The organism is Endozoicomonas sp. Z74 (assembly GCF_057680865.1).
Genome location: NZ_JBLYZI010000032.1, coordinates 1 through 25917, shown reverse-complemented (window position 1 = coordinate 25917; position 25917 = coordinate 1). Strand labels below are relative to the sequence as shown.

Here is a 25917-nt window from a genome sequence, read left to right as displayed (position 1 = left end):
ACAGCGTTTTCGCCAGAGGCATTAGACATAAGCGGGCCTATGCATGCTTGCACAGACCCAGTGGGAGTTGGGTCAGGCCAGAGCCATCAGGAAGGAACCCGACGAATCCTGGCGCCCAGCTGCTGAAGCTTTTCCTCAATACATTCGTAACCACGATCAATGTGGTAGATCCTTTCAACCACTGTATCGCCCTCAGCCAGAAGACCGGCAATGACCAGACTGGCGGAAGCTCTCAGGTCGGTGGCCATAACTGGAGCGGCTTTCAGCTGATCCACTCCTTTTATGATCACTGTATTGCCTTCCACATCCACATCCGCCCCCATGCGCTTCATTTCCTGAACGTGCATAAAGCGGTTTTCAAAAACCGTTTCAGTGATCCGCCCGGTGCCTTCAGCCACAATGTTCAAAGCAGTAAACTGCGCCTGGATATCCGTTGGCATGGCAGGATAAGGCGCTGTTTTCAAGTCAACAGCCTTTGGCCTCTGCCCCTTCATATCCAGCTCAATCCAGTCCTCACCCCACTCTACGGTAGCCCCAGATTCACGCAGCTTGATCAGGATGGCATCCAGAATATCTGGCTGGGTATTTTTCAACCGGACGCGTCCACCAGTGGCAGCAGCAGCAATCAGATAAGTCCCGGTTTCAATACGGTCCGGCAAGACGGAATAAGTACAGCCATTGAGACGCTCCACTCCCTGCACCCGAATGGTGTCGGTGCCGTGCCCCTCAATTTTCGCCCCCATGGTGATCAGGCACTCCGCCAGATCCACCACCTCAGGCTCTCTGGCGGCATTTTCAATAATGGTTTCACCTTCTGCAAGGGTGGCCGCCATCAAAATATTCTCGGTGCCGGTCACTGTGACCGTATCCATAAGGATCCTGGCACCCTTCAAACGGTCTTCAACACGCGCCTTGATGTAACCATCTTCAACTTTGATGTCCGCTCCCATTGCCTGAAGGCCCCGGATATGGAGGTCAACAGGACGGCTACCTATGGCGCAGCCACCGGGCAGGGAAACTTCTGCCTGGCCAAAACGGGCCAGCAGAGGACCCAGCACCAGGATCGACGCCCGCATGGTTTTGACCAACTCATAGGGGGCTTTCAACTGCTTGATGGTACTGGCATGAACTTCAACGTCCATTCGTTCGTTCACCAGCAGCTCTACCCCCATGCAGCCAAAAAGCTCACACATTGTTGTGATGTCATGCAGGTGGGGGAGGTTGCAAACGGTAACCGGGGCGTCTGCCAGCAGCGTGGCTGCAAGAATCGGGAGGGCAGAGTTTTTGGCGCCGGAGACCCTGATTTCTCCATCCAGACGCACACCACCGGTGATAATCAGTTTATCCATGAGATCTCACTTACTGAAAGGCCCTCTTAGCCCTGGTTATCCAGCTGCCTGGCTCGTTCTGACAGCGTCAGAGCGGACAAAGTTACCGCGTGAATGGCACCGCTGGTAATGTACTGGTTGAGGTGAGAGTAGATCATCTGCTGCCGTTTAACAGGCATAACGCCCTCAAACTGGTCACTGATTACGGTCAGGCGAAAGTCACAACCTTCACCCTCCACAATAACTTCCGATCCTGGAATATTCTCTTCCAGCAACGCCTTGACCTCTTCGGCTTGCATGATTTACCTCGCGGGGGAGCATTAAAGGGGGCAGTAAAATCGGACAATGATATCGGAGAGGCCGCATCCTGAACAGCCCCTTTCTCCACACTTTCACCCAATCAGTCCATTAAATCCCCGTTGCAGGGCAGGTGACGTTGGCAAGCAGTTCATTAATCCCACATACCTGGGCCAGCGCCTCAAGGTCATCTGGAATACCGGTAAAGCAGAGAGAAACGCCCTTCTCCCGGGCCAGCCGGAGCCAGGACAGACAGACAGATAGGGCAGAGCTGTCGGCATGACCAACACCCTGAAGGTCGATCACCCATCGATCGCAGTCCTTAACCGTTTTCAGCAGAAGATTCCTCCCCTGCTGCTCAACCACTGACGCATTATCAAAAACAACCTCTCCCTGAAGCTCAAAGTACCCTGGCTCAGCAGGAGCCCCTGTCGGTGAAGAACCTTTAGCCAGTACCAGGCTCATAAGCTTTTTTTCCCGGCGGCCTGGCTTACACTTTTACCGCCCTTCATAATGTCCTGCCAGTGATCAATCACAAACTGGACATCGCCGTGCTTATCCATGGCATCCGCAAACTGGTTACGAAACTGAATCCCGATATTGATACCGTCCACAATAATATTTCTCAGCTTCCAGCGGCCATCCACATGCACCATGGAGTACGAAATCGCCACTGTTCTGGTAGAGGTTTTGACCATCATATCCACGGGTATCTGCCGTGCTTTCCCGTCCCTGTAATCCTGGAGCACACTGCCCGGAACCGGGTCAATCTTCTCAATAGTCAGACTGGTGTTATCCAGTTTCAACAGCGCCTTTCCATAAAAGCTGATCAGGCTGTCCTTGAACACGCCTGAAAACTGCTTGATCTGGTCCGGCTTTGAACGGCGGGTGTATTTCCCCATTACCCCTCTGGCAATGGAATCAAACGCCACAACCGGAGAAAGCTGGCGGTCTACTTCGGCCACAAAGGCGTCACTGTCTTTCTTGTACTGATCCAGATTCGCTTCAAAGGTTTTGAGCAACCCCCGGGTAATGGTCTCCACATCTCCCCGGGGGGACTCAAGGGGTGCAGGAGCTGCCATGGACAACGTGGCCCACGACATCATAACCATCATCATTGCACCCAGAAAAGCAGGAACCCGTGCTTGTGATTTCATTTATCTTCCATCCATATAATCCATCTTCAGACTCTTGATCCACCTGCAAGAAAGCGATTATTCGTCTTTATTAACAGAGCCCAACAGAAACTTGCCAATCAAGTCTTCAAGTATCACCGCCGACTGAGTATCTTCAAAACGATCACCGTCCCTTAGAAAGGCCTCATCCCCACCAATACTGATACTGATGTATTTTTCCCCCAGTAACCCGGCAGTCACAATGGCGGCAGTACTGTCCACCGGGATGTTGTCCACATGCCGGTCAATTTCCATCACCACTTCCGCCATGTACGTCTGTTTGTCCAGGTGAATCCCTTTCACCTTGCCAATGGTCACCCCCGCCATGGATATTTTTGAGCGGGGTTTCAGTGAACCGGCATTATCAAAGAAGGCGTGCAGCTCATAGGTGGCCTGATTACTGCTCAGGGACAAACCACTCACCTTGACGGCAAGAGCCACCAGCGCCAGCATTCCAGCCAGCATAAAGGCGCCCACACTGATTTCTACGGTACGCATCCGCATCTTATAGTTCTCCAAACATAACGGCGGTGAGAATGAAATCCAGCCCCAGAACCGCCAGGGATGAATACACGACAGTCCTTGTTGTGGCGCGACTGACGCCCGCGGAGGTAGGAATAGCGTCGTAGCCCTGGAACACGGCTATCCATGTCACCACAAAGCCGAACACCAGGCTTTTGATCATGCCATTACCAATATCATCCACAAAGCTGACAGCCTGCTGCATACCACTCCAGAATGACCCCTCATAAATGCCCAGCCAGTCAACACCGACCATCACACCACCCAGAATACCCACTAGGTTGAAAATAGCCGCCAGCAATGGCATGGAAATCACCCCTGCCCAGAACCTCGGGGCAATCACCCGTTTCAGGGGGTCGACACCAATCATCTCCATGCTGGAGAGCTGCTCAGTGGTTTTCATCAAGCCAATTTCTGCCGTCAGGGCGGATCCAGCCCTGCCCGCAAACAACAAAGCGGTCACCACCGGACCAAGCTCCCGGACCAGGCTCAGGGCCACCAACTGTCCTACCGCCCCTTCAGAGCCGTACCGCACCAGGATACTGTACCCTTGCAGGCCAAGCACCATGCCAATAAATAACCCAGAGACCGTCACAATTATCAACGACAGGACACCGACGCTGTACAGCTGTTTAACCAGCAGCGTTCCCCGTCCACTGAAGCCAGCTCTGGAAAAAATGGCCAGAAGCAAAAAAACTCCCGAGCGCCCCAGGGACTGAATATGCCCCAGGCCCACCTGGCCAAGTTGAGCCAGGCGGTCAAGTACATCAACCCGCATCGAACCCCCTTAACAAATCATCCTGATAATCGTCTGCCGAATAGTGGAAGGGCACCGGCCCGTCCGGCAGGCCCTGCATAAACTGGCGAACCCTGGCATCGTCAGAGTGCAGCATTTCATCCGCCGTTCCACGGCCAATGACTTCACCGTCGGCAATCAGGTAAAGAAGATCAGCAATACTGGCGGTTTCATTCAAATCATGGGAAACCACAACACTGGTAATCCCCAGCGCACGGTTCAACCGGCGAATCAGGTCAACCAGAACCCCCATGGCAATGGGGTCCTGGCCTACAAATGGCTCATCATACATCACCATCTGCGGGTCAAGGGCTATGGCCCTCGCCAGCGCAACTCTTCGGCTCATCCCCCCGGAAAGCTCACTGGGCATCAGCGACCAGGCACCCCGAAGCCCCACCGCGTGGAGCTTCATGAGCACAATATCCCGAATCATGGCCTCGGACAGCCGGGTATGGATACGAAGGGGAAAAGCCACATTCTCAAAAACGCTGACATCGGTGAACAGCGCCCCGCTCTGAAACAGCATCCCCATCTTTCTACGCAGACGGAACAGGTTTTCCCTGGACAATAGGGAAAGATCCTGGCCATCCACCTTAATGGTTCCGCCATCGGGTTTCAGCTGTCGGCCAATCAGCCTCAACAGGGTGGTTTTTCCGGTTCCGGAAGGTCCCATGATCCCAACCACTTTACCCCTGGGAATATCAATATCCACATTTTTAAAAATGGGACGATCACCGCGGTAAAAGGTCAGTCCGCGAATTTCGATAAAGTTATCATCAGAATTCATCATTTTAACAAGCGGGTCCTTGCTGAAGGCAGGTAGTGAGCATCGACATTCCAAATCATCCGCTGATCAAACAAACGCGTCATAAAAATACAAGACTCCATATTATGACCCGATTCACACTTTATTTGCATCATTCATTCAGGCTACCCGACCATTATAGATGGCCGGGATTTCTGTTGCATTGCTGACCACGTTTTCCATAAACTCACTTATTCACTGGGAAAATGCCTGGAAAAGCATTTTTATCCATCCGGGTGGGCGGCATTTATGCCCTCACGGCTGTTTACTTTCGAATACTGAGAATACCCCTGAATGACTGCAGCCATCTTTGCCATTATCGCCGGCTTTATTATTCTCACCTGGAGTGCTGACCGCTTTGTTGGTGGTGCCGCCGCCACCGCCAGAAACTGGGGGATCTCCCCGATGCTGATCGGGCTGACCGTCGTATCAATAGGCACCTCGGCCCCTGAAATCCTGGTGTCATTAATGTCTGCTCTACAGGGCCATACCGATATCTCAGTGGGCAATGCCATCGGCTCTAACATTGCCAATATGGGCCTGGTGCTGGGTGCAACCGCGCTTATAGCTCCCCTGCCCGTCACCTCTACTCTGGCGAAAAGGGAGATCCCATGGCTGGTGCTGGTGACCCTGGTGGCCGGTGCCTGCCTGTTCAACCTGTTCCTTGGAGTTCTTGAAAGCACCGTGTTGCTGGGAGGGCTTTTCATCACGCTCTACCTTATGGTCCGCTGGCAGAAGTCCCACCCGGAGGAGCCTCTGGCCCCGGCTGAGGACATTCAGGAAATGTCCCGGAACCGGGCTTACCTCGAACTGGCCCTTGGCCTGATCCTGTTGCTGGCCAGTGCCCAGATTCTCGTCTGGGGCGCAACTCGGATTGCCACCCTCATGGGCGTCAGCGAACTGGTGATCGGCCTGACCATTGTTGCCATCGGCACCAGCCTGCCAGAGCTAGCTGCATCCATTGCCAGTGCTCTTAAAGGGCACCATGATATCGCCCTTGGCAATGTGGTGGGCTCCAATATCTTCAATCTGCTGGCCGTGCTCTCAATGCCGGGCCTGGTGGCCCCTGGACCACTGAACGAATCCGTCATGGCCCGTGACTATCCGGTTATGCTGGCCCTGACCGTTTTCATCGCCGCCCTGGCCATCTTTGGGAAAAAACCAAAAAAACTGGGCAAGCTGACCGGGCTGGCACTGCTTGCCGGGTACGCTCTTTATGGCCTATGGCTTTACCTTCAGAACAGTTAAGGCCACAACCGTTATAGGTGAAGATACCTTGCTTTAACAGGATCTTCTCCATAGTAAAACCGTATAAATTCATTCACTATGGGCGCCGGCGGCTACCCTTTCCGTCCACAGGCTCCTAGACTCTGGTATCAAGCCAGAGCGACTGATACAGAACAGGCTTTACCGAAATGACAACTGACCAAACCTTTATCGAGATCGGTCAACGCACAGTCCGCATTGAACAAGAAGCTATCCAGGCATTACTGCCGAGAATTGATGAGAGCTTTAGCAAAGCCTGCCGGCTGATGCTGGAGTGCCGAGGCAGAATTGTTGTGGTGGGCATGGGGAAATCAGGGCATATTGCCCGGAAAATCAGCGCAACCCTGGCCAGCACTGGTACACCCGCCTTCTATGTTCACCCGGGTGAGGCCAGCCATGGTGACATGGGAATGATTACTTCAGATGATGTGGTGTTGGCCATATCCAACTCCGGTGAAACCGCAGAAGTCATTACCCTGCTTCCCCTGTTCAAGCGGATGGGCGCCCCTGTGATCAGTATGACGGGCAACCCCTCCTCAACCCTGACCAAAGCCGCTGAGGTCAACCTGGACGCCAGCGTTAACAAGGAAGCCTGCCCACTGGACCTGGCCCCCACTTCCAGTACCACCTCACAACTGGTGATGGGGGACGCCCTCTCCATAGCCCTGCTTGAAGCCCGGGGCTTTACTGCGGAGGATTTTGCCTTTTCCCATCCGGGCGGATCCCTTGGGCGGCGTTTGTTGCTGAAAGTTCAGGATATTATGCACGGCGGAAATCGGATCCCCGTGGTCAGGAAAGGAACAAAGCTGGGCGAAGCACTGCTGGAAATGACCCGGAAAGGGCTGGGCATGACTTCCGTCATCGATGAACAGAATGTGCTCATCGGCATATTTACCGACGGTGACCTGCGCCGGGCCCTGGATCATGGAGTTGACCCCCACAACACCCCCATTGACGATGTCATGACCGTCAAGTGCACCACCATCAGTCCTGACATCCTCGCGGCAGAAGCCCTGAAGATCATGGATGACCGGAAAATCAACGCCCTGATCTGCGTGGACGAAAAACGCCATGCCATCGGAGCCATTAATATGCACGACCTGTTGAAGGCAGGGGTTGTGTAACAGCCTCATCACCTCACACTTTGTGAAGCCCCATAAAGCTTCATTTCCCTGCGTATCCGGTTATTGCCAGAATCAGGCTGGATACGCATAATGGCCATTTACGGAAGGTATGGCCTTCCCGATCAAGCACACCATTAACGGACCCGGGGATGCCTTACCGCAACTATCTTATTACCACAGGCCTTTTAATGCTGATGCTGGCTGTTGGGTACTGGGCCTATGATGGCTCGTTAAGCCCGGTTGCCCAGCAAAAATCCCTTATCATACGGCAAGATGCAGATTACTTTCTGGTGGATGCACAGATCAGCGAATATGGAGTGAACGGCCAGCTGCAATATACCCTGGACTCCCAGAGCATTACCCACTATCCCCACACCGATAACACACTGCTGCAGACTCCGGTGATGGTCAACTACCGCAAGCCCGGACACACCACCCGTTCCACCTCTCAGAGCGGTAAATTGCTGCCAGGAGGCAAGGATCTTGAACTGTGGGATAACGTGGTCATCACCCAGACTGACCTGAACACAGGAAAAGAGGTACGTATGGACACGGATTTTATCACCGTATACTCTGACCAGAACATGGCCGACACGGATCGTCCTGTCCTGATCACCAACGACACGGGTAAAACCCGTGCAATCGGCATGACTGCTCTTTATCAACAGGGCCTCATTAAACTGAAATCAAGGGTACGAGGAGTCCATGAACCCATACAGCCGTGAGCCGGAAGCAAGCCATGAGCGGGAAATGCCTGAAGTCCCCCCTCATCAACAGGGAAGGCGCTCAACTGCAAACCAGAACGGTTTGAGGCTGACAACCGGTCTCCTGCTGGCCACCCTGACAGGTGCATTGGTCACTCCCGGCGTCACTTTTGCACTGCCTTCTGACCGGCAGAAGCCCATTGAGATCAAATCGGACTCTGCTGACATTGACAATAAAAAAGGGATTTCCATCTATCGGGGAGACGTTGTCATGATTCAGGGCACCACCCGGATCACTGGCGATATCATTACCATTTACACCCAAAAGCGCCAAGTCACCCGGGTCATTGCCCAGGGCAATAAAAACCGGGCCTACTACGAAGAGCAGCAACCGGATGATCAGGGCACCCTGCAAGCCTGGGGTTACACCATCAAATATGAGGTGACGGGTGACCGTATTGAGCTGATCAGGAACGCCCAGCTTTCCCAGAAAGGTGATACCTTCAAAGGGGAGAAAATCAATTACAATCTGACCCAGCAGACGGTCAACGCCAAAGGGGCTGCAGGTAAAGACGGCAGTGGACGGGTTCAAATGGTTATCCAGCCCAAGCAGGAATAGAGCCTGGATGGCCAGTGCACCCGGAGCCACCCTGGCCTACCGGGACTTTGCCTGGCTGAGCTTTGAATAGCGGCGTTTTCCAGAAAGCCTCTTTACAGCAACGTTTTCGAAACACCATCACCCAACAGTATCATCACAAAAGGTTTACAGACTTCCGGATGGCAACCTTAAAGGCAGAACACCTCAGTAAAAGCTACAAAGGCAGAGACGTCGTCAAGGATGTTTCGCTGCAAGTCAACAGTGGCCAGATCGTTGGGCTGCTGGGTCCCAACGGCGCAGGTAAAACCACCTGTTTCTATATGATTGTCGGGCTGGTCAAGGCAGACGGCGGCAAAGTCTCTATCAACCAGCAAGATCTGACCTACCAGGCCATGCACAACCGGGCACGAGCTGGTGTGGGTTACCTGCCCCAGGAGGCGTCCATTTTCAGGCGCCTGAGCGTGAAAGACAATATCATGGCTATTCTGGAGACCCGCAAAGACCTGAACAGGAGTGAACGCACCCGCAAGATGGAATCACTACTGGATGAGTTCAATATTGGCCACATTCGTGACAGTGCGGGCATGGCTCTGTCAGGGGGAGAGCGTCGCCGGGCGGAAATCGCCAGAGCTCTGGCCACCGACCCCACCTTTATTCTTCTGGATGAACCCTTTGCCGGGGTTGACCCGATTTCCGTCGGCGATATCAAGTCCATCATCCGTCACCTGCAGAACCGCAATATCGGCGTACTGATCACCGACCACAACGTCCGGGAGACCCTGGATATCTGCGAGAAAGCTTACATCGTCAGCGAAGGGCACATCATTGCGGAAGGCGACAGTCATACCATTATGTCCAACCAGAAGGTCCGGGACGTTTATCTGGGGCACCAGTTCAGCCTCTGAACCATTGTGAGCGGAAAAACCGCTCACCCTGAACCTTTTAAACGCCATGCAGGCAGCATCACTTCAGTGAAATGAATAATAAGTCAAAAGAATATCGACGCATGCAAGTTGAGTTTTCACCAGCTACCTATGTGGGTATGCCAATAGCTAGTGTGCTTGCATTCCTTTCACTCAATCATTGGCTGTATGCTGCACCATTAATCATATTTCTAGCTGTCAGGTACTATTACGATGCTCCTTTAAGGTATTTGTTTAGAATTCATCACCACTACTTCAAAGTTTTTATAGCAATATTGGCTACCATAACCGTCATGTCAATTTCAATTTTGGCATTGATCCGAACCCCACTTTTAGAGCTTGTGATCATGATGATATTTCTCATTGGGGTTGTTGCGATGTTTGTTTTTCTTTATAAGTTCTATAGCCATGATCGTCTACAGAAAAATGGGGGAAAAATATAAGCTCTCGCTACAATTAACCCAGATCCTGCGCTGAGCTGGGTTGTTGCGCAGCCTCATAGCCCTACCTTGTTCCCTCGCACCGCAGGGGAACACTCTTCCACTCTCACATTGTAAGCATTGATTTCTACCCACCATAATTCAAATGATTCTGTAGATAAGGAAATTAACGGATGAGCACAACCTGCTGCCCCCATCTTGTGTTGAGGACGTATTTTCCAAAACCGGCAAAGCCGTATTCCAGGTTACCCCCCAGAATACGGCCGGTTCAGGTGGCAATGAACGTTACACAAACAAAATAACGTGCAACACAATCCCCAAAAGGAACGCGCCGATCATCGGTACCGATGTGCGCTTCACCACTTCAAACGGCGATATTTTTGCAATCCCCGCACAGGCGATCACCACCGCAGCAATCGGCGACATGGAGCGCCCCATAGAAGCGGCAAAGTTCATGGGCAGTAACATGGTCACCGCAGGCACACCAAAGCTTTTTGCCACATCCGGCGCCAGGGTAGCAAAGGACAGGAAAGCGGCATTACCAGACCCCATCATGATGGCCGATACCGCAATAAGCACCGCCATGAAAATGGCCATGGCCTCAGCGCCAATACCCAGCCCCTGGGCCGATCCCAGCAATGAGTCGATAGCACCAATGTGCTTCAGGCCGGTTGCGAATATCTCAGCACCGATAATCAGGCCAACCACAGGACCGAAAACAGCCCCCATGCCGCTGAGAAATTTATCGAACCCTTCGAGAGACTCTTTCACCTTTCTTGAACGCAGCAGCTCGCATAAGATGCCAGCAAACACACTGATCAACATGGCCATGACCAGATTCATCTTGATGGAAGAAACCATCATTTTGGAAAACGTCAGCAACAAGGCAAACGGAATCATCGGCAGCAGCGCGTAAAACCCGGGGGCTGCGGGTTTATCCGCCTTACCATCAGAGGATTCAAGCCCTTCACCTACGTGCTCAGCAGCAATGTACCCTTCCTTCAGGTCACAGCGACGCTGCCAGAAAAAGTGCAGTGCCGCAGCCAGCAAAGCCATAGGTACCGTCACCCAGGCCTGGTATCCCAGGAAGTACTCGGTAATATCCAGTCCGGACTGACTGGCGGCAAAGTTCGCATTCACCTGGGTCACACCGATTTCAAACGCTGCAGGAGAGGCAATCACAGCAACGGCAGAAGCTGGGCTCAGACCAATGTTTCTCAACACCGGATATAGAGTGACCATCAGCAGCAAACCCAGCCCGGTGGCAGAGGTGACAAACATCTGCAATACGACACTGAGCAGATAGCACAGAGCCAGCACTACATAAGGAGACCGGAAACGGCTGATCGGCTTGACCGCAAGGCGAACCAGCGCTTCTGAGGCACCAATGTGTGACATATAAGTGGCAAAGCCCCCACAGGCCATAATCGTCAGGCCAAGACTGGCCATCCGATAACTGAACACCGTGTTCATCAGCTGAAACAGATCAAAAGGCATAAACCCGGTTGCCTTGTCTGCCGGCAGAATGTCCTTGATCCCCATAAGAGCAGCAGCGCTCAGGAGAACAATGCCCGCAAGGGCAAGAGAGGCCGAGGCACTAAAATTTTTCACGATGGCATACACCACCAGCGCCACAATTGGTATAACGATTAAAATATCCATGGGATTCCCATCATCTTAAATTGACGGGCAGGCTATTTTTTGGACTATCGTTTGTAATTGATCGAAATCAATCCAATGGGTTATTGCCTCAACTTAAAAAAAAGCTATCGGGGTAACTCTCATTTCCGCCGTGGATAGCGCTGATAGCGCCCTGCAGGAAGAACCCATCGCTGTTATCCGGGCGGAAACTTCCCTGAGGTCTTCTCTCCAAAACAGGGTATTCATGACACTTTTTTATCTCTATTTTTGCTCATACAACTTTTTTCGGGCCTGACTATGGGTTTATAATCAGCCACACATGGAGAGTGGTCGCAAAAGCATCCGTGCTAATACTGACCAGACACCGGCGGTCTGAATAAGCTGACTGACAGTCATTGGGACTGGACTGCTGAATCAGGCGAAAAGGTGTTACGGTCTCCAGCGGACAACGAAGTAAAGGTATACGGTTGCCCTATGAAGCCTTCTTTACAGCTCAAGATGGGCCAGCAGCTGACCATGACTCCCCAGCTGCAGCAGGCCATCCGGCTGCTACAACTATCCACGCTGGACCTTCAGCATGAAATCCAGGAAGCCCTGGAATCCAATCCCATGCTGGAAGCAGAGGATAACCAGGCCAGTGATTCCGCTGCCGACGCAACAGCAGACAACGCAGCGGATTCCGGAGGCAAGGAAGAGCTGGTGGATCTGAGCGAAACCACCATCGAGCCTCAGCCCCAGGAAATGGCGGAATGGGCAGACAACATTCCCAACGAGCTGCCCGTCGACTCAGCCTGGGACGAGGTGTATTCCAGCCTGCCTGCCGCCAGTGGCGATGATGAATACGACCCCCTCTCCCGCTCCAAAACCGTGGAATCCCTTCAGGATCATCTTCAATGGCAGCTGGATATGGCCCCGATGAGCGACCGGGACCGTCTGCTGGGCCTGGCCATTATCGAAGCGGTCAATCCCGATGGCTATCTAACCTGCAGCATGGATGAACTCTATGTCTCCCTGCAGAGCCAGCTGGAAGAACTGGACCTGGAAGAACTGAAGGTGCTTCAGCACCGCATTCAGCAGTTTGACCCCATTGGCTGCGCCAGCAGTGATCTGAAAGAGTGCCTGCTGGTTCAGCTGCAGCAACTGCCAGACGATACCCCCCATTACCAGAATGCCGAAAAACTGATTCAGCAGCATCTTGAAGCCCTGGGGGCCAGAGATTATGCTCAGATCATGCGCAAAACCAAGCTCAAGGAAGATCAGCTGCGCGAGGCGCTTGGCCTGATCCAGAGTCTGACGCCCAAGCCCGGCAACGTAATCGATCCTTCCGAGGCAGAGTATGTGGTCCCTGACATATCCGTGCGCAAGGAAAAAAACCGCTGGGTGGTGGAACTGAACTCCGACGCTCTGCCTAAACTGCGCATCAACAACAATTACGCCTCCATGGTACAGCGGGCCAACAGCAGTCGTGATAACGTCTTCATGAAAAACCATCTTCAGGAAGCCCGATGGTTCCTGAAAAACCTTCAGAGCCGGAATGAAACTCTGATGAAAGTGGCCAGTCAGATCATCGCTTACCAGCAGGACTTTCTGGAACACGGTGACGAGGCCATGAAGCCTCTGGTACTGGCCGATATCGCCGAAGCCGTTGGCATGCATGAGTCTACGATCTCCCGGGTGACCACCCAGAAATACATGCACACCCCTCGTGGGGTCTATGAACTGAAGTACTTTTTCTCCAGCCATGTCAGTACGGCATCCGGAGGAGAGTGTTCATCAACGGCCATCCGGGCCCATATTCGAAAGCTGATTGCGGAAGAAAATACCCGTAAACCCTTGAGCGATAATAAAATTGCCAGCCTGCTGGGAGAACAGGGGATAAAAGTGGCCAGACGGACCATCGCCAAATACCGCGAATCCATGAACCTGCCACCCTCTAATGAGCGAAAGCAACTGGTGCCCTGATGTTTTTTTGCCCCAGGGCATCGCAAGCAGCAGGGAGAGTGTTAAAATCCATAATACAGCCAGTACGAAAATCCCGCGCACTGGTAAACATCTGGAAATGGGATCAGGAGAGCGTTACATGCAAGTCAACATCAGTGGACATCATGTCGAGGTAACAGAAGCTCTGCACGACTACGTCGCCAAGAAACTGGAACGTCTGGGCGCCCACTTTGACAATATCACCAATGTACAGGTGACTCTGAGTGTAGAGAAGCTGGTCCACAAGGCAGAAGCGGTTCTGCATACCCGTGGAGCCGATATCAACGCCACCGCAGAGAATGAAGACATGTACGCCGCCATTGACCAATTGTCGGACAGGCTTGACCGGCAGCTGGTCAAGCACAAGGAAAAAACGCTGGGTCGGATGCAGGGAGCCAGTGGGCGGCTTTAATCCAAGACGCCCCGAAGCGACCCGAATCTTGTCGTCTGACCAGCCCCACTATCCGGTCTCTTCAATAAAGAGTGTATGATCATTAATCACATCCTTACTCCCGGGCGCACCTTTCACGGTGTGCACGGGGTCAGCAAGAAAAAAATCCTTGAATTTATTGCCGAACGCATCAGCAGCGAAGTGCCTGCCATCAATGCCAAGGAGCTGTTTGAGGCACTGATTGCCCGGGAGCGACTGGGCACCACAGGCCTGGGCAATGGTATTGCCATCCCCCACTGCCGCTGCAAAGCCTGCCCGGAACCCATCGGGTTGTTTATGCGGCTGGATGAGCCAGTGGATTATGATGCGGTGGACCGGAAACCAGTGGATCTGGTCTTTGCCCTGATTGTACCGGAAGGGGAGAACCAGGAGCACCTGGATATTCTCAGGGCTCTGGCGGAGCGTTTTCAATCAGAGTCATTGCTTGGGGAGTTGCGAGCGACTGAAGATGCGCAGGCGCTGTATCAATACTTGACCGCTGCCCCAGCATGAGCATTGGGAACAGCAAAGCAAAACCCCCACAACAATCCAGTACTGAAGTGGGGGCTTTTTACCTAGGTCAGTATTCTAAGAGCCGCATGATTTAGCATGCAGACACTCAATGAAACAACTAGACCAATCAACCAACAAAGTAACTAACAATATTGGCCAGCATTGATCCAACACCCTTTTTAGGTGCCGAGGCTTCAACTATCTGATCAAGCTTGGTCAATACCTGCTGGTTTTGCTGTGCAAGCTTCATGTTTTCAACGGCTAATGCACTTATATTACTCTTAAGAGCCTCAACCTCAGGGGTCGCCTGCTTCTTGCGTTCAGCAGCCTTTTGCCGAATAGCATCCCTTTTCTCAGCTGCTTTTCTTTGCTTTTCTCTTATACCCTCAAGGTGTTTCTCCCGCCTGTCATTAGCATCCTCCATACGCGCCTGAGCATGTTCACTTCTCATCTCATGGGCCTGACTGGACTCTTTCAGGTTAAACTGTCGTCTGTTCAGGCCTTTGTCATGCATAGCCTTTGCATCTTCCTTGATAGCCTCCAGCTTTTCATCTCTTGCTTTCTCAGCTGAAGCAAGCTTCGCATTGAAATGCTCCAAGGCCTCCATTCTTCGCCTGTATTCCTCTTCGGACATCTCAGGGTTTCGGACACTGACAAAATCCACCTCTCGCCCTTCACCGTCAGCATCAGTAATAGTGATACTTACCTGGTTCGGATCACGAACTGTCAAGCTTTCATCTGACATTTCAGCCCTAGGATACTGATATGAGTAATCACTTTTAAGAGCAGGTCGACTGGCCGTTGCCTCAGAAAATCGGAATTCTGTAGCAGCGTAACCACTCCCATTTGCATAGGAGACAGCCTCTGGCTTACCCTTGATCTTCTCAATAATCCAGTTAATCGGACTTAACAGCACTGCTACGATCCGCTCCTTCAAGCTCTTTGGCTCGAGAGCCACTTCTGTTTCCATATCCATAGTGCAATTGACAACCCATTTATTAGGGATCAACTTGGTTTTAGGGCTTTCTTCTTTGACTACTTTTTTAGCACCCGTTTCAGATCTAAAAAAAACAGCGTTTTCTTCTCCTGTCGGGGTACTTGCTGCACTTGAATCGCCAGTACCATAACCACTGCTCAAACTTGAAGTGTCATCTAAAATATCCAATTTCATAACTGATGTATTCGCGTCCATAACCTATCTCCTTTATAAAGTGATTTATTCAAAACATCCTGGATCTATGGACAACCCATAAAGCCCCTCTGCTTCGAATTAAGACCAAACAATACGGATAACATTCACAGAAATGGATAACAGGGGTGTTACTACCACTAACGAATCTGCCCGCCCTACTTTTCCCCACGCCTTCCCCCGGTCACGCGATCATCATAAAATACAGCTATCCTATGGCTGCCAGCCCCAATAATACGGCCCATAAACAGTCATAAAGACAGCAGAAGGGAACTTTCATGAAGCTCATCATCATCAGCGGGCGTTCCGGCTCAGGTAAAAGCTCTGCACTGCATACCCTGGAAGATGAAGGGTTTTACTGTGTGGATAACCTGCCCGCCAACATGCTCAACCAGCTGCCAGACACCCTCAGGGCTTATCACCAGGATGCTTTACAGGAGAGCAGCCAGGAGGGCCAGAGCGAGCCTCCGGGAATGGCCGTCAGCATTGATGTGCGCAACGTTCCCGGAGCCCTTGAGCAGTTCCCCGGCTATCTGGAAGACCTGGAAAAAAAGGGGATTCAGTGTCAGGTTCTGTACCTGGATGCCGGTGATGAACAACTGATCAAGCGTTACAGCTCCACCCGCAGAAAGCACCCGATCAGCGATGAAACCACCTCCCTGAGAGAGGCGATCAAGCAGGAGAAACAGTTGCTCTCCCCCATTCTGGCTGAGGCGGATATTCGCTTTGATACCTCCTCTCTTTCAGTTCATCAGATCCGGGAACGGGTTCGTCAGGAAGTTCTGGGCAGTGCCAGCAACAGCATGACCGTTCTTTTTCAGTCTTTTGGTTTCAAGCACGGCGTGCCTTCCGATGCCGATTTTATTTTTGATGTCCGCTGCCTGCCCAACCCCTTCTGGGTCGAATCCCTGCGAGCCCATACCGGCCTGGAGCAACCGGTTCAGGATTTCCTGAAAAATGAGCCCGAGGTCATTGACATGCTGGGGGATATCCGGAAATTTATAGAGAAATGGCTACCCCGTTTTGAATCGGCCCAGCGCAGCTACATGACCATTGCCATTGGTTGCACCGGCGGGCAACATCGCTCCGTCTACATCAGCAAATGCCTGGGCGAACTATTTGCCGGACAGCTTGAGCGCGTGCAGGTCCGGCACAGGGAGCTTCCTGAATAATGATTACCCAGCAGGTGACGATCATTAACAAGCTTGGCCTTCATGCCAGGGCTGCTTCGAAATTTGTCTCCACCTCCTCTGCCTTTACCAGCCAGATCCAGGTGGGCTACAAAGGTCGCAAGGTAGATGGCAAAAGCATCATGGCCATCATGATGCTGGCAGCAGGCCAGGGTTCCCAACTGGAGCTGTTTTGTGATGGCCAGGATGAACACGAGGCCTGTCAGGCACTCTGCGAGCTGATTGCCGACTTTTTCGGTGAAGAGGAATAACGACAATGGCCCAGCAACTGCAACTGAGCATTGGCGAAACCGAGCTGAAAAAGCTCAATGATGCTCTGGAGCACGGGGTCTCGGCTGAGCTTCGCATTATGCTCAACAGCCTGCCACCGGCTGACTCCGCCCACCTGCTTGAGTCCTCCCCCCCCAAACTGCGCAGTCTGCTCTGGCGACTGATCGACCGGGATCAGGAAGGGGATGTCCTGCAGGAACTGAGCGATGATGTCCGTCAGTTTTTTCTGGACCGGATGAACGTCGCCGAGCTCAGGGCCATCACGGAAGGCCAGGACGTTGATGACATCGCCGACCTGTTGCAGCAACTCCCGGGCACCATTACCCGGAAAGTGCTGGATTCCATGGACAGCCAGGATCGCCAACGTGTTGAAGCGGTTCTGTCTTATCCTGAAGATTCCGCCGGCGGGCTGATGAACACCGACACCATCACGGTTCGCCCCAGTAATACCGTGGATGTGGTTCTGCGCTACCTTCGTCGCCACGAAGCTATTCCGGACATGACCGACAGCCTGCTGGTGGTCAACCGACGGGACGAATACATCGGCCGTCTGCCATTAACCCTGTTGCTGACCACCGACCCGGGAGCTACCGTCCGGGAGGTGATGCTTACCGATCTGGACCCTATCCCTGCGGATATGGAAGACACCCAGGTGGCTCAGCTCTTCGAGCGTCAGGACCTGATCTCTGCACCGGTGGTGGATGACAGTGGCAAACTGCTTGGCCGGATCACCATTGACGATGTGGTGGATGTGATTCGTGAAGACGCCGAACATTCCATGATGAGCATGGCCGGTCTGGACGACGACGAAGACACCTTTGCCCCTCCCCTGAGAACCGCACGGCGCCGGGCGGTATGGCTGGGAATCAATCTGATCACGGCCTTTATTGCCGCCTCTGTGATCGGGCTGTTTCAGGAAACCATTGATAAAGTGGTGGCCCTGGCCGTGCTGATGCCCATCGTCGCCGGAATGGGGGGAAATGCCGGAAGCCAGGCATTAACGCTGGTAATCCGGGGGATGGCTCTGGGACAAATCAGCAGGACCAACCTGAAGTGGCTGCTGAGCAGGGAGCTGGTGGCAGGCTTTCTGAACGGTCTGCTCTGGGCAGCCCTGGTGTCCGCCATCGCCTGGTTCTGGTTTGATGACCCGGTCATTTCTCTGGTCATTGCCTGCGCCATGGTCATTAATCTCAGCGTAGCGGTCATGACCGGGGCTTCTCTGCCGGTTCTGCTCAAGTCCATGAATATTGACCCGGCCCTGGCGGGCAGCATTATCCTGACCACGATTTCCGATGTGGTGGGTTTCTTTTCCTTTCTGGGACTGGCCACGCTTTTTTACGGTTAAAGAGATTCCCACGCTTTCAGACCCTGAAGGTCCCGGCGTGGGAACCCGCAAACTCACTCTCCAGCCAGTTTCATACCGCTGACCAGAATCGATCCCGTCTGCACATTCCCCCGACGGTCCACATCATCCCCCACCGCCACAATATTCTGATAAATGTCTTTCAGGTTCCCGGCAATGGTCACTTCTGAAACCGGGTACTGAATTTCACCGTTCTCCACCCAGAAACCGCCTGCGCCCCTGGAGTAATCCCCTGTCACCGTATTCACGCCCTGCCCCATCAGTTCCGTGACCAGAAGACCGGTGCCCATTTGTTTCAGCAAATCCTCCTGGGAGCCGGTCTTTTCAGAAACAGTACTTTCAACAAAAAGATTATTCACCCCTCCGGCATTGGCGGTACTGTCCATGTTCAGCTTGCGCCCTGAATAAGTACTCAGAATATAATTCTGAAGCACACCGCCCGAGATAAAGTCCTTGGCCCGGGTAGCCAGCCCGTCATTATCAAAACTGGCCGAGCCCATGTGATTCTTCAGATGGGGTTGCTCATGAATCCTCATCCAGTCAGGAAACACCGGCTTACCAAGGTGATCCAGCAGAAATGAAGCCTGCCGGTAGAGGCTGCCACCACTGATCGCCCCCAGAAAATGGGAAATCAGCCCGGAAGCCATATCCGGCGCAAACAATACCGGCACTTCCGCCGTACCCACTTTACGGGCACCCAGGCGCCTGACGGTTCGTTCGGCCGCCGTTCTGCCCACCTGGGCCGCCTCCTCAAGACCACCGGCATCACGGGCCACCGTGTACCAGTAATCCCGCTGCATATCTTCCCCTTCCTGACCGATCAACACGGCGCTCAGACTGTGCCGGCTGGAAACATAACTGCCCACAAAACCATGACTGTTGCCATACACCCGGCAGCCCTGATGGGTTGATACACTGGCACCGTCAGAGTTGACAATTTTATTGCTGAAGGTACGGCCAGCCTCTTCGCACTTCAGGGCAATATCGATGGCCTGCTCAGCATCAACCCCCCAGGGGTGATAAAGATCAAGATCAGGCAACTGACTGCCATCCGCCATCAGTGCCGGCTCTGCCAGCCCGGCGTAGGGATCTTCGGAAGCGTAGCGGGCAATATCACAGGCCGCTTTTACCGTTTCCCGAATGGCCTTGCCACTGCTGTCTGAGGTACTGGCCGACCCTTTTTTCTGCCCAAGATACACCGTAATCCCGAAGCCCTGGTCACGATTAAACTCAACGGTTTCGACATCCCCCATGCGCACGCTGGCCGATAATCCGGCATCCAGGCTGATGCCCACCTCACAGGCATCTGCACCCTGGCGGGCAGCTTCCTCAACAATATCGCCAGCCAGCGCTTTCAGGCGCGCCTCTTCACTTCGAGGATCCAGTACAGCATTGGAAGATTGGCCCATGAATTCCACCCGATCTGTTTTGTTGGTCTATGGGGTATTGTGCCCCTGATACCAGAAGATTTCACCTGCTGCCGTTGCCATAAAACCGCTCCCAGACCGCCCTGGGTAGAAAACAAGGCTCACTCTTGTCCCCCTGAAAAGGGCTGAAGAGCCCGAAACATCGGCGCTTTCTGAATAAAAAAACATCCCATTCCCTCGGCATTCTGAAGTAGAATGCAGCCCATTTACTTTTTCAGAACGTTTACTGGCTGACCTGCTATGACGAGAAAACACCAGCATCCTGAAGCCTGGGATGAAGACGAGACCGAAGAGATCATCTACGTCAGCAAATCTGAGCTGAAGCGGGATATGGATGAACTTAAGCGCATTGGGGCTCGACTTATGGAGCTTAAGCCCTCACTACTGGATAAGCTCCCCCTGAATGAACGCCTGCGGGAAGCCTTGGATGAAAGCAAGCGCATTCACAGCCACAATGCCCGAAAACGGCACCTGGGCTTTATTGGCAAACTGTTGCATGACCAGGACATGGCCCCTGTTAACGAATTACTGAACCGCCTGGATGCCACCAGCGACGAATTTAACCGCCACTTTCATCAACTGGAAAGATGGCGTGACCGCCTGATCAACGACGGCCACAATGCCCTGACGGAATACCTGGAAAAGCACCCCAATGCCGATCACCAGCATATCCGCCAGTTGGTGCGTAATGCCCAAAAGGAAGCGGCTCAGGAAAAGCCACCCGCCGCCGCAAGAAAGCTGTTTAAATACCTTCGGGAAGTGGATGAGCTGTAGCTCTTTATGTTTCGGTTCATGTTGCGCTTCACTTTGTTGATCTGCAACCTGCGTAAAGAGGCGACCCGGGGGCTTCCACACAGCCCTCCTGGAAGATCGCAGGTAGCTGCTGAGCACAGCGAAGCGCAACAGGCCCCTTACTCTTTGCCCTTCATCATTTCTTCAAACCGGTCAAAAAGAAAATCCAGGAACAGCCGAATACGCTTTGGCTGATACTGCTTGCTGATATACACCACATTCAAGTCAGCACTGGACACCGATGTGGATGCATTGAAGTTCTTCATATAACCGTTAAGCACCGTTACAAGGCGCATTTCGTCTATATCAACCTGAACATCCAGGATGGATTTCAGCGCGATCCCTTTTCCCTGAAGCGCCCAGTACCGAATCACCTCACCGTCATCGGAAAAATACTTTGGCTTAACGGTAATGGACTTCCTGTTATCCTGGTCCTGAAAATGCCATGTCTTTAGCTCTTCATGACTGCGTAACATTGCCAGGCAATGATGCTGAACCAGCTCCTGCGGTGTTAATGGTGTTCCGAATCGGGCAAGGTAGTCCGGAGAGGCACATAACACCCGACGGCTTGGAGCCAGCCGTCTGGAAATAAGGCTGCTGTCTGCAAGCGCCCCATAGCGAATCACAATATCCATACCGGATTCAGCAATGTTCGACAGGTGATCGTTCAGATACAGGTAGGGCACAACGTCTTTATGCTGCTCTGTAAACTCCGATAATATGGGCAGAATATATTGCTTTCCGATGTCTCTGGGCGCCACAATCTTCAGTGGGCCCTTCACCTCCTTCACCCCATTCTGAATCAGGCTTTCGAGCTCATTGACGTTCTCCAGTATCTCAATGCAGGCTTTGTAGTAAAGCTCACCGGCGTCCGATAAAGACACCCGCCGGGTACTGCGATTAAGCAGTTTCACACCGTACCTTTCCTCAAGTCCCTGAAGTCGTGCCGTCATCGCCGCAGGAGAGAGCCCAAGCTCCCGTCCAGCGGCTGCCAGGCCCTGGTGCTTGACAATATTGGCGAACATCACCATGTCAGAAAACTTATCCACGACCCCACCTTTATTCACTAAAACCAAATAATATTTTCCAATTCCACCCAATTATCAATTATTTCTGAACAAGCATAATTGCCTGCATCAACAGGGGACAACCAGAGCAGAGCCCATTATGAGCGAGGAAAAAACAGTTTATATCATCACCAGTGGCGCATCAGCACTTGGTGAAGCGGTAGCAAAACAATTTGAAGACGACAGCAGCGAGATACATATAGCCACCCGTAAAAACCGGTTCGACATCTGCGACGAGAGTGCCGTCTGCCGCTACTTTGAAACCGTTGGCGCATTCGATCATCTTATTATCACCGCTGAGTCATGCACTGCTTCAGGAAAGCTGATGGACACAGGTATTGAAGATGCAAAAGCAGACTTTGATACCGCATTCTGGGGAGCGATACAGACATCCAGGCACGCCGCGCGGTACATCAAACCAAAGGGCTCCATCACAATCACAACAGGAACACTCCCCCAGACAGGTGTTGCCTGCGGCTTTACGAAAGTAGCCATCACCGCAGCATTGAAAGCCACAACCCAACTGCTGGCAAAAGAATTGGCGCCCATCCGAATTAATGCGGTAAGCCCGGAGCTTACGATAAGCAATGCAACCAATGGCCAGACTGACCCAGTTTCAAACCTTGCACGGGCCTATTTCAAGGCCATCACCGGCCAATAAACGACAGATCAACAATTTGAACCAGACGTTCAGCCTTCAATCAGGGCAATCATAGAAAGCCTTATTACCCCGCTTCCACAAAGAGATCATCATGAAAAAAGAAACAATGCCCTTTCAGGTATGGATATTGACACTGGCGGCCTTTGCCATCGGAACCGCAGAGTTTGTCATTGCCGGAATTCTTCCCCAGATCGCCACATCGCTCTCCATCACGGAAGGTCAGGCCGGTTACCTGATCAGCGCTTACGCACTGGCGATTGTGGTAGGCGGCCCCATTTTAACCATTTACCTGGCCCGCTTTAATAAAAAGTCAGTACTGACCGCTTTGATGGCACTGTTCATCATTGGCAATGTTCTTTCCGCCTACGCGCCTGACTACACCATCCTGCTGATCAGCCGCATCATTACCGGACTTGTCCAGGGACCGTTCTATGGCATCGGGGCTGTTGTCGCCACCCATCTGGTCTCTGAGAAAATGGCCGGTCGCGCAGTGGGTCAGATGTTTGCCGGACTGACGCTGGCCAATGTCCTTGGCGTTCCCGCCGGAACCTGGATCAGCCTGGAATTCGGGTGGCACAACACCTTCCTGGTCATTGCAGCGTTTGGAATCACCGCCATGGTATCCATCCTCACTTCCATCAAGTCCGATGGACACAGCGAAGCCAAAAACATCAAATCCCAGCTCATGGCCTTTAAAAACCCCATGCTGCTGCTCAGCCTCGCCATCACTGTGTTTGCCTGGTCCGGTTTTATGACGCTCTATGGATACATTGCGCCTATCGCACTGCACATCACCGGCTTTGATGAAAGCGCGGTCACCTGGATCCTGGTAATTGTTGGTTTTGGCCTGATTATTGGCAACACTCTGGGTGGACGCTCTGCCGACAAAGACCTGGCCAAAGCCTCTCTGTTCTGGGCGCTGGCCATGATTGCCTCACTGATTGCCGTCGGCCTGCTCGTTCGCAGCCCGGTCTTGTTCGTGGCTGCAACGTTCGTATTTGGTATCGCTTCATTCGCCAACGTACCCGCTATGCAGATTCGCGTAATGAACAATGGCGGCGAAGGCCAGGAGCTGGCTGCAACCGCCAACATCTCAGCATTTAATCTGGCCAATGCCTTTGGCGGCTTTCTCGGAGGGATGGTGCTGGACAGCCACCTGGGGGCAGGCATGATTCCTTATGCCGCGGCAGTGGTTCCTGTTATAGGAGTGCTTCTTATCATCCGGGCAAACGGTGCCAAAGCAAGAACTCGTGACGATTTCAGCCCTCAAGCCATTGTCGGCTGATCATAAACAGTCCTTACTTTGCTTCGTGGATATCTGCTGGGAAAAAAAGAGCTTGCTTGTTTCACCACCAAGGATTAAGCAAGCTATTTTCCCAACCCTGATGCTTCAGCACAACGCGTTCACTCCTGATCGAGAAATTTACACAGCAGACCTAACTACGTATAAAGGTGGATAAATAACCACTTCATTTTCTTTTTCTGCAAGCCCCCCCCTGCAAGCCAAGAAATATCATTATCACCACCTTAATAAGCATCATTCAGACTTTCAGCGCCATGAAGAGAAAGCACAGACTTTACAACAAGCATCATAAGTGCCATCACAGAAGCTATTTCTGTACTCTCTCCATCATATTCCTCTGAATCATGATCCAAATTGTAGATACTGTCCTTTTCAGACAAGCTCGCAGGTTTACCCACCCCTTCTTTACAAGGATAAAGGGGAAGAGCAAAACCGAGGTTTCCACTTGTCAATACAGGCTGTATGACAAAAGCTTTTCGACTTTGCCCTCCCTCTGAGTGAGGATCATCATCAGAACCATCATCTTTTTTATGAGGTCGACAATAGGGAGGGGGAGTACTGACCAGTGTCGTTATATCTTCATCTGACCGATACTTGATAGCACCAAGCCCAACCCCTTTACCCAGTAGGCGATCTATATCTCTCATGCTTAATCTGACGAACCTCTTTTTTGACAGCGGCCAGCACCGGGGATTATTGTATTTTATAGGGCTGCATTTATCCTGTGCCAGAATACTGCGCAAATCAGCAGAAAGTTGATTCTCACTCATAATACGATGGCGGCTTTTAAGGTTTGTTGTGTATTGACAAAGCCCACATTTTTCCCAATCAGACATTTTACAAGACTCATTGAGTCTTCGTTCATCAAGCCCCCCTCTATCATGAATAACAATATCATCCCTTTTTTTTCCTTGATAACTGCTGGAAAATCGAGCCGAAGCCTGTTTCGGGAAAAAAGAGCCTCCTTCACAAAACGCCACCAGAGGCATAATGGTATCATCAAACAATGAATCCTCGAACTGCTCATTTCCCTGGCTGTAATTGGTCAGAGCCTGAGTCAAAAAAGTCAGCACAATGTCTGACATCAATCCTACGATACTCAAGTCTCTGGCACCATCAGGATAAGAATCAGACAAGCGAGTTGCCGTTATAAAAGCATTCAAACTCACCGGAGTCAGATCTAATTCTGTCTTCTCTTTTTCAAAATGATGTTCACGCACTTTTTTGACATACTGAGGAACAAGAAGCCAGTTTTCCATTCTTATTCCAAACGGTTTATTTCTCGATGCCTCACCCTCTTTTTGAACGGGCATATCGGCAACCAAAAATATCAAATCCCCCGAGCTCATATCATTGATTACTTCAACCCTACGACCCGGTAGTCGGTCAAATACGGATTTGATTCTATCCCAGTATGCATCTGACAGCATTCTTTCATACTGATCTAAATCGATCTCATAAGTATCTCCTCCCGAAGAGGGCCATATAACAACTTTCCCTGGACTAGGCTTTATATCCATTATGACTTTAGTATCGACATCAGAAGCCGACTGATAGGTACTCTCTCCGTGCTCATTAAGAGTTCGAATAAAAGTCTCTCCATTTTCTTCAACCAGCCGGTATCCATAGATTTCCGCATCATACTCAAATGCAATAGACCCTTCTTCATAAACAGGTACTCTCTCCTCCTGAGAAGCATCCTGCCCTCTTCTTAAGACAGAAGAGCTATATTGAACAGCCCTGGTAAAAAGGGAGGGCTGCTCATCCTGAATCGACTGTAAATACAGTCGCCCCTCTTCCTCAACAAGTTCGAAACGATCTGCAATGATCACCCTGAAACCAGATGACAATGCCTGACCGCTGAATACAACCAGAAAACAAACAGTCAGTCTTATGCACGTTCGACATTTGAGAAAAGACACCATAAAAGAAGCTCTATGCAGGTCTGAAAGAACTGCAAGTTTAGAAGAACATCTATTACCCTTAGGAAGGTGCGAACAACCCCAGCTATTTGATAAATTCATCTTTTGGGATCGCAAAAGCAGCCTAGCCCCTGCAATTTTTGGTGGATAATCCACCAAAAACTTACTTGAAAGTGGCAGGGTTTAACCAC

Annotated in this window: 27 protein-coding genes; 15 read left to right on the top strand and 12 right to left on the bottom strand. The window is 51.9% G+C overall.

Annotated elements, in window-relative coordinates:
• Positions 1-86: 86 nt before the first annotated feature.
• The 7 genes from murA to ACNRUY_RS11420 all read right to left on the bottom strand — a co-directional run bounded on the left by murA (position 87) and on the right by ACNRUY_RS11420 (position 4908).
• On the bottom strand, positions 87-1349 hold the full coding sequence (gene murA / locus ACNRUY_RS11450) for a UDP-N-acetylglucosamine 1-carboxyvinyltransferase (RefSeq protein ID WP_488111771.1): 1263 nt from the start codon (positions 1347-1349) through the stop codon (positions 87-89).
• 26 nt (positions 1350-1375) lie between these two features.
• Positions 1376-1627, bottom strand: a complete 252-nt coding sequence (locus ACNRUY_RS11445) for a BolA family protein (RefSeq protein ID WP_488111770.1) — start codon at positions 1625-1627, stop codon at positions 1376-1378.
• Positions 1628-1736: 109 nt separating this feature from the next.
• Positions 1737-2090: an STAS domain-containing protein gene (locus ACNRUY_RS11440; RefSeq protein WP_488111769.1), complete on the bottom strand. Its 354-nt coding sequence runs from the start codon at positions 2088-2090 to the stop codon at positions 1737-1739.
• Complete coding sequence (locus ACNRUY_RS11435; RefSeq protein ID WP_488111768.1) at positions 2087-2782, bottom strand: MlaC/ttg2D family ABC transporter substrate-binding protein; 696 nt, start codon at positions 2780-2782, stop codon at positions 2087-2089. The genes ACNRUY_RS11440 and ACNRUY_RS11435 overlap by 4 nt, the downstream gene beginning before the upstream one ends.
• Positions 2783-2839: 57 nt before the next feature.
• Positions 2840-3298, bottom strand: a complete 459-nt coding sequence (gene mlaD / locus ACNRUY_RS11430; protein WP_488111767.1) for an outer membrane lipid asymmetry maintenance protein MlaD — start codon at positions 3296-3298, stop codon at positions 2840-2842.
• 7 nt (positions 3299-3305) lie between these two features.
• The gene (mlaE, locus tag ACNRUY_RS11425; protein WP_488111766.1) at positions 3306-4100 is read right to left on the bottom strand and encodes a lipid asymmetry maintenance ABC transporter permease subunit MlaE; all 795 of its coding nucleotides are present in this window, start codon (positions 4098-4100) and stop codon (positions 3306-3308) included.
• Positions 4090-4908: an ATP-binding cassette domain-containing protein gene (locus tag ACNRUY_RS11420; RefSeq protein ID WP_488111765.1), complete on the bottom strand. Its 819-nt coding sequence runs from the start codon at positions 4906-4908 to the stop codon at positions 4090-4092. The genes mlaE and ACNRUY_RS11420 overlap by 11 nt, the downstream gene beginning before the upstream one ends.
• 309 nt (positions 4909-5217) lie before the next feature.
• Here ACNRUY_RS11420 and ACNRUY_RS11415 point away from each other — a divergent pair, with 309 nt between their 5' ends.
• The 6 genes from ACNRUY_RS11415 (at position 5218) to ACNRUY_RS11390 (ending at position 9981) form a co-directional block, all read left to right on the top strand.
• The gene (locus ACNRUY_RS11415) at positions 5218-6171 is read left to right on the top strand and encodes a calcium/sodium antiporter (protein ID WP_488111764.1); all 954 of its coding nucleotides are present in this window, start codon (positions 5218-5220) and stop codon (positions 6169-6171) included.
• 167 nt (positions 6172-6338) lie between these two features.
• Positions 6339-7313: a KpsF/GutQ family sugar-phosphate isomerase gene (locus ACNRUY_RS11410; RefSeq protein WP_488111763.1), complete on the top strand. Its 975-nt coding sequence runs from the start codon at positions 6339-6341 to the stop codon at positions 7311-7313.
• 149 nt (positions 7314-7462) lie between these two features.
• The gene (lptC, locus tag ACNRUY_RS11405) at positions 7463-8038 is read left to right on the top strand and encodes an LPS export ABC transporter periplasmic protein LptC (RefSeq protein ID WP_488111762.1); all 576 of its coding nucleotides are present in this window, start codon (positions 7463-7465) and stop codon (positions 8036-8038) included.
• On the top strand, positions 8019-8636 hold the full coding sequence (gene lptA, locus ACNRUY_RS11400; protein WP_488111761.1) for a lipopolysaccharide transport periplasmic protein LptA: 618 nt from the start codon (positions 8019-8021) through the stop codon (positions 8634-8636). The genes lptC and lptA overlap by 20 nt, the downstream gene beginning before the upstream one ends.
• A gap of 158 nt (positions 8637-8794) precedes the next feature.
• Positions 8795-9520 carry an LPS export ABC transporter ATP-binding protein gene (lptB, locus tag ACNRUY_RS11395; RefSeq protein WP_488111760.1) on the top strand — a complete coding sequence of 242 codons (726 nt, stop codon included), beginning with the start codon at positions 8795-8797 and terminating at the stop codon, positions 9518-9520.
• A 101-nt stretch (positions 9521-9621) separates the two neighbouring features.
• Positions 9622-9981 (top strand): hypothetical protein, encoded by a 360-nt coding sequence (locus tag ACNRUY_RS11390; RefSeq protein ID WP_488111759.1) that lies wholly within the window; start codon positions 9622-9624, stop codon positions 9979-9981.
• A 282-nt stretch (positions 9982-10263) separates the two neighbouring features.
• Here the strand turns inward: ACNRUY_RS11390 and dcuC are convergent, their stop codons facing one another.
• Positions 10264-11640 carry a C4-dicarboxylate transporter DcuC gene (gene dcuC, locus ACNRUY_RS11385; protein WP_488111758.1) on the bottom strand — a complete coding sequence of 459 codons (1377 nt, stop codon included), beginning with the start codon at positions 11638-11640 and terminating at the stop codon, positions 10264-10266.
• Positions 11641-12093: 453 nt separating this feature from the next.
• On the opposite strand from dcuC, the gene ACNRUY_RS11380 reads away from it, so the two are divergent.
• The 3 genes from ACNRUY_RS11380 to ptsN all read left to right on the top strand — a co-directional run bounded on the left by ACNRUY_RS11380 (position 12094) and on the right by ptsN (position 14542).
• The gene (locus ACNRUY_RS11380; RefSeq protein ID WP_488111757.1) at positions 12094-13581 is read left to right on the top strand and encodes an RNA polymerase factor sigma-54; all 1488 of its coding nucleotides are present in this window, start codon (positions 12094-12096) and stop codon (positions 13579-13581) included.
• 118 nt (positions 13582-13699) lie between these two features.
• Positions 13700-14011, top strand: coding sequence for a ribosome hibernation-promoting factor, HPF/YfiA family (gene hpf / locus ACNRUY_RS11375; RefSeq protein WP_488111756.1), 312 nt, complete (start codon positions 13700-13702; stop codon positions 14009-14011).
• A 75-nt stretch (positions 14012-14086) separates the two neighbouring features.
• Positions 14087-14542, top strand: a complete 456-nt coding sequence (gene ptsN, locus ACNRUY_RS11370; protein ID WP_488111755.1) for a PTS IIA-like nitrogen regulatory protein PtsN — start codon at positions 14087-14089, stop codon at positions 14540-14542.
• 127 nt (positions 14543-14669) lie between these two features.
• On the opposite strand, the gene ACNRUY_RS11365 is transcribed toward ptsN, so the two are convergent.
• The gene (locus tag ACNRUY_RS11365; protein WP_488111754.1) at positions 14670-15734 is read right to left on the bottom strand and encodes a F0F1 ATP synthase subunit B family protein; all 1065 of its coding nucleotides are present in this window, start codon (positions 15732-15734) and stop codon (positions 14670-14672) included.
• Between the two features lie 275 nt (positions 15735-16009).
• On the opposite strand from ACNRUY_RS11365, the gene rapZ reads away from it, so the two are divergent.
• Genes rapZ through mgtE form a run of 3 tightly spaced genes read left to right on the top strand, consistent with a single transcriptional unit; the run spans position 16010 to position 18536 of the window.
• Positions 16010-16903: an RNase adapter RapZ gene (gene rapZ / locus ACNRUY_RS11360; RefSeq protein ID WP_488111753.1), complete on the top strand. Its 894-nt coding sequence runs from the start codon at positions 16010-16012 to the stop codon at positions 16901-16903.
• The gene (locus tag ACNRUY_RS11355; RefSeq protein WP_488111752.1) at positions 16903-17172 is read left to right on the top strand and encodes an HPr family phosphocarrier protein; all 270 of its coding nucleotides are present in this window, start codon (positions 16903-16905) and stop codon (positions 17170-17172) included. The genes rapZ and ACNRUY_RS11355 overlap by 1 nt, the downstream gene beginning before the upstream one ends.
• Positions 17173-17177: 5 nt before the next feature.
• On the top strand, positions 17178-18536 hold the full coding sequence (gene mgtE / locus ACNRUY_RS11350; RefSeq protein ID WP_488111751.1) for a magnesium transporter: 1359 nt from the start codon (positions 17178-17180) through the stop codon (positions 18534-18536).
• Positions 18537-18589: 53 nt separating this feature from the next.
• On the opposite strand, the gene pmbA is transcribed toward mgtE, so the two are convergent.
• Positions 18590-19963: a metalloprotease PmbA gene (gene pmbA, locus ACNRUY_RS11345; RefSeq protein ID WP_488111750.1), complete on the bottom strand. Its 1374-nt coding sequence runs from the start codon at positions 19961-19963 to the stop codon at positions 18590-18592.
• Positions 19964-20221: 258 nt separating this feature from the next.
• Here pmbA and yjgA point away from each other — a divergent pair, with 258 nt between their 5' ends.
• Positions 20222-20755 carry a ribosome biogenesis factor YjgA gene (gene yjgA, locus ACNRUY_RS11340; RefSeq protein ID WP_488111749.1) on the top strand — a complete coding sequence of 178 codons (534 nt, stop codon included), beginning with the start codon at positions 20222-20224 and terminating at the stop codon, positions 20753-20755.
• A 137-nt stretch (positions 20756-20892) separates the two neighbouring features.
• Here yjgA and ACNRUY_RS11335 read toward each other — a convergent pair whose 3' ends face one another.
• Entirely contained in the window at positions 20893-21822 is a 930-nt protein-coding gene (locus ACNRUY_RS11335) for a LysR family transcriptional regulator (protein ID WP_488111748.1), read from the bottom strand.
• 40 nt (positions 21823-21862) lie between these two features.
• Here ACNRUY_RS11335 and ACNRUY_RS11330 point away from each other — a divergent pair, with 40 nt between their 5' ends.
• Positions 21863-22501, top strand: coding sequence for an SDR family oxidoreductase (locus ACNRUY_RS11330; protein ID WP_488111790.1), 639 nt, complete (start codon positions 21863-21865; stop codon positions 22499-22501).
• Between the two features lie 91 nt (positions 22502-22592).
• The gene (locus ACNRUY_RS11325; protein WP_488111747.1) at positions 22593-23786 is read left to right on the top strand and encodes an MFS transporter; all 1194 of its coding nucleotides are present in this window, start codon (positions 22593-22595) and stop codon (positions 23784-23786) included.
• Positions 23787-24028: 242 nt separating this feature from the next.
• Here ACNRUY_RS11325 and ACNRUY_RS11320 read toward each other — a convergent pair whose 3' ends face one another.
• Positions 24029-25636: a hypothetical protein gene (locus tag ACNRUY_RS11320; RefSeq protein ID WP_488111746.1), complete on the bottom strand. Its 1608-nt coding sequence runs from the start codon at positions 25634-25636 to the stop codon at positions 24029-24031.
• Between the last annotated feature and the right edge of the window lie 281 nt (positions 25637-25917).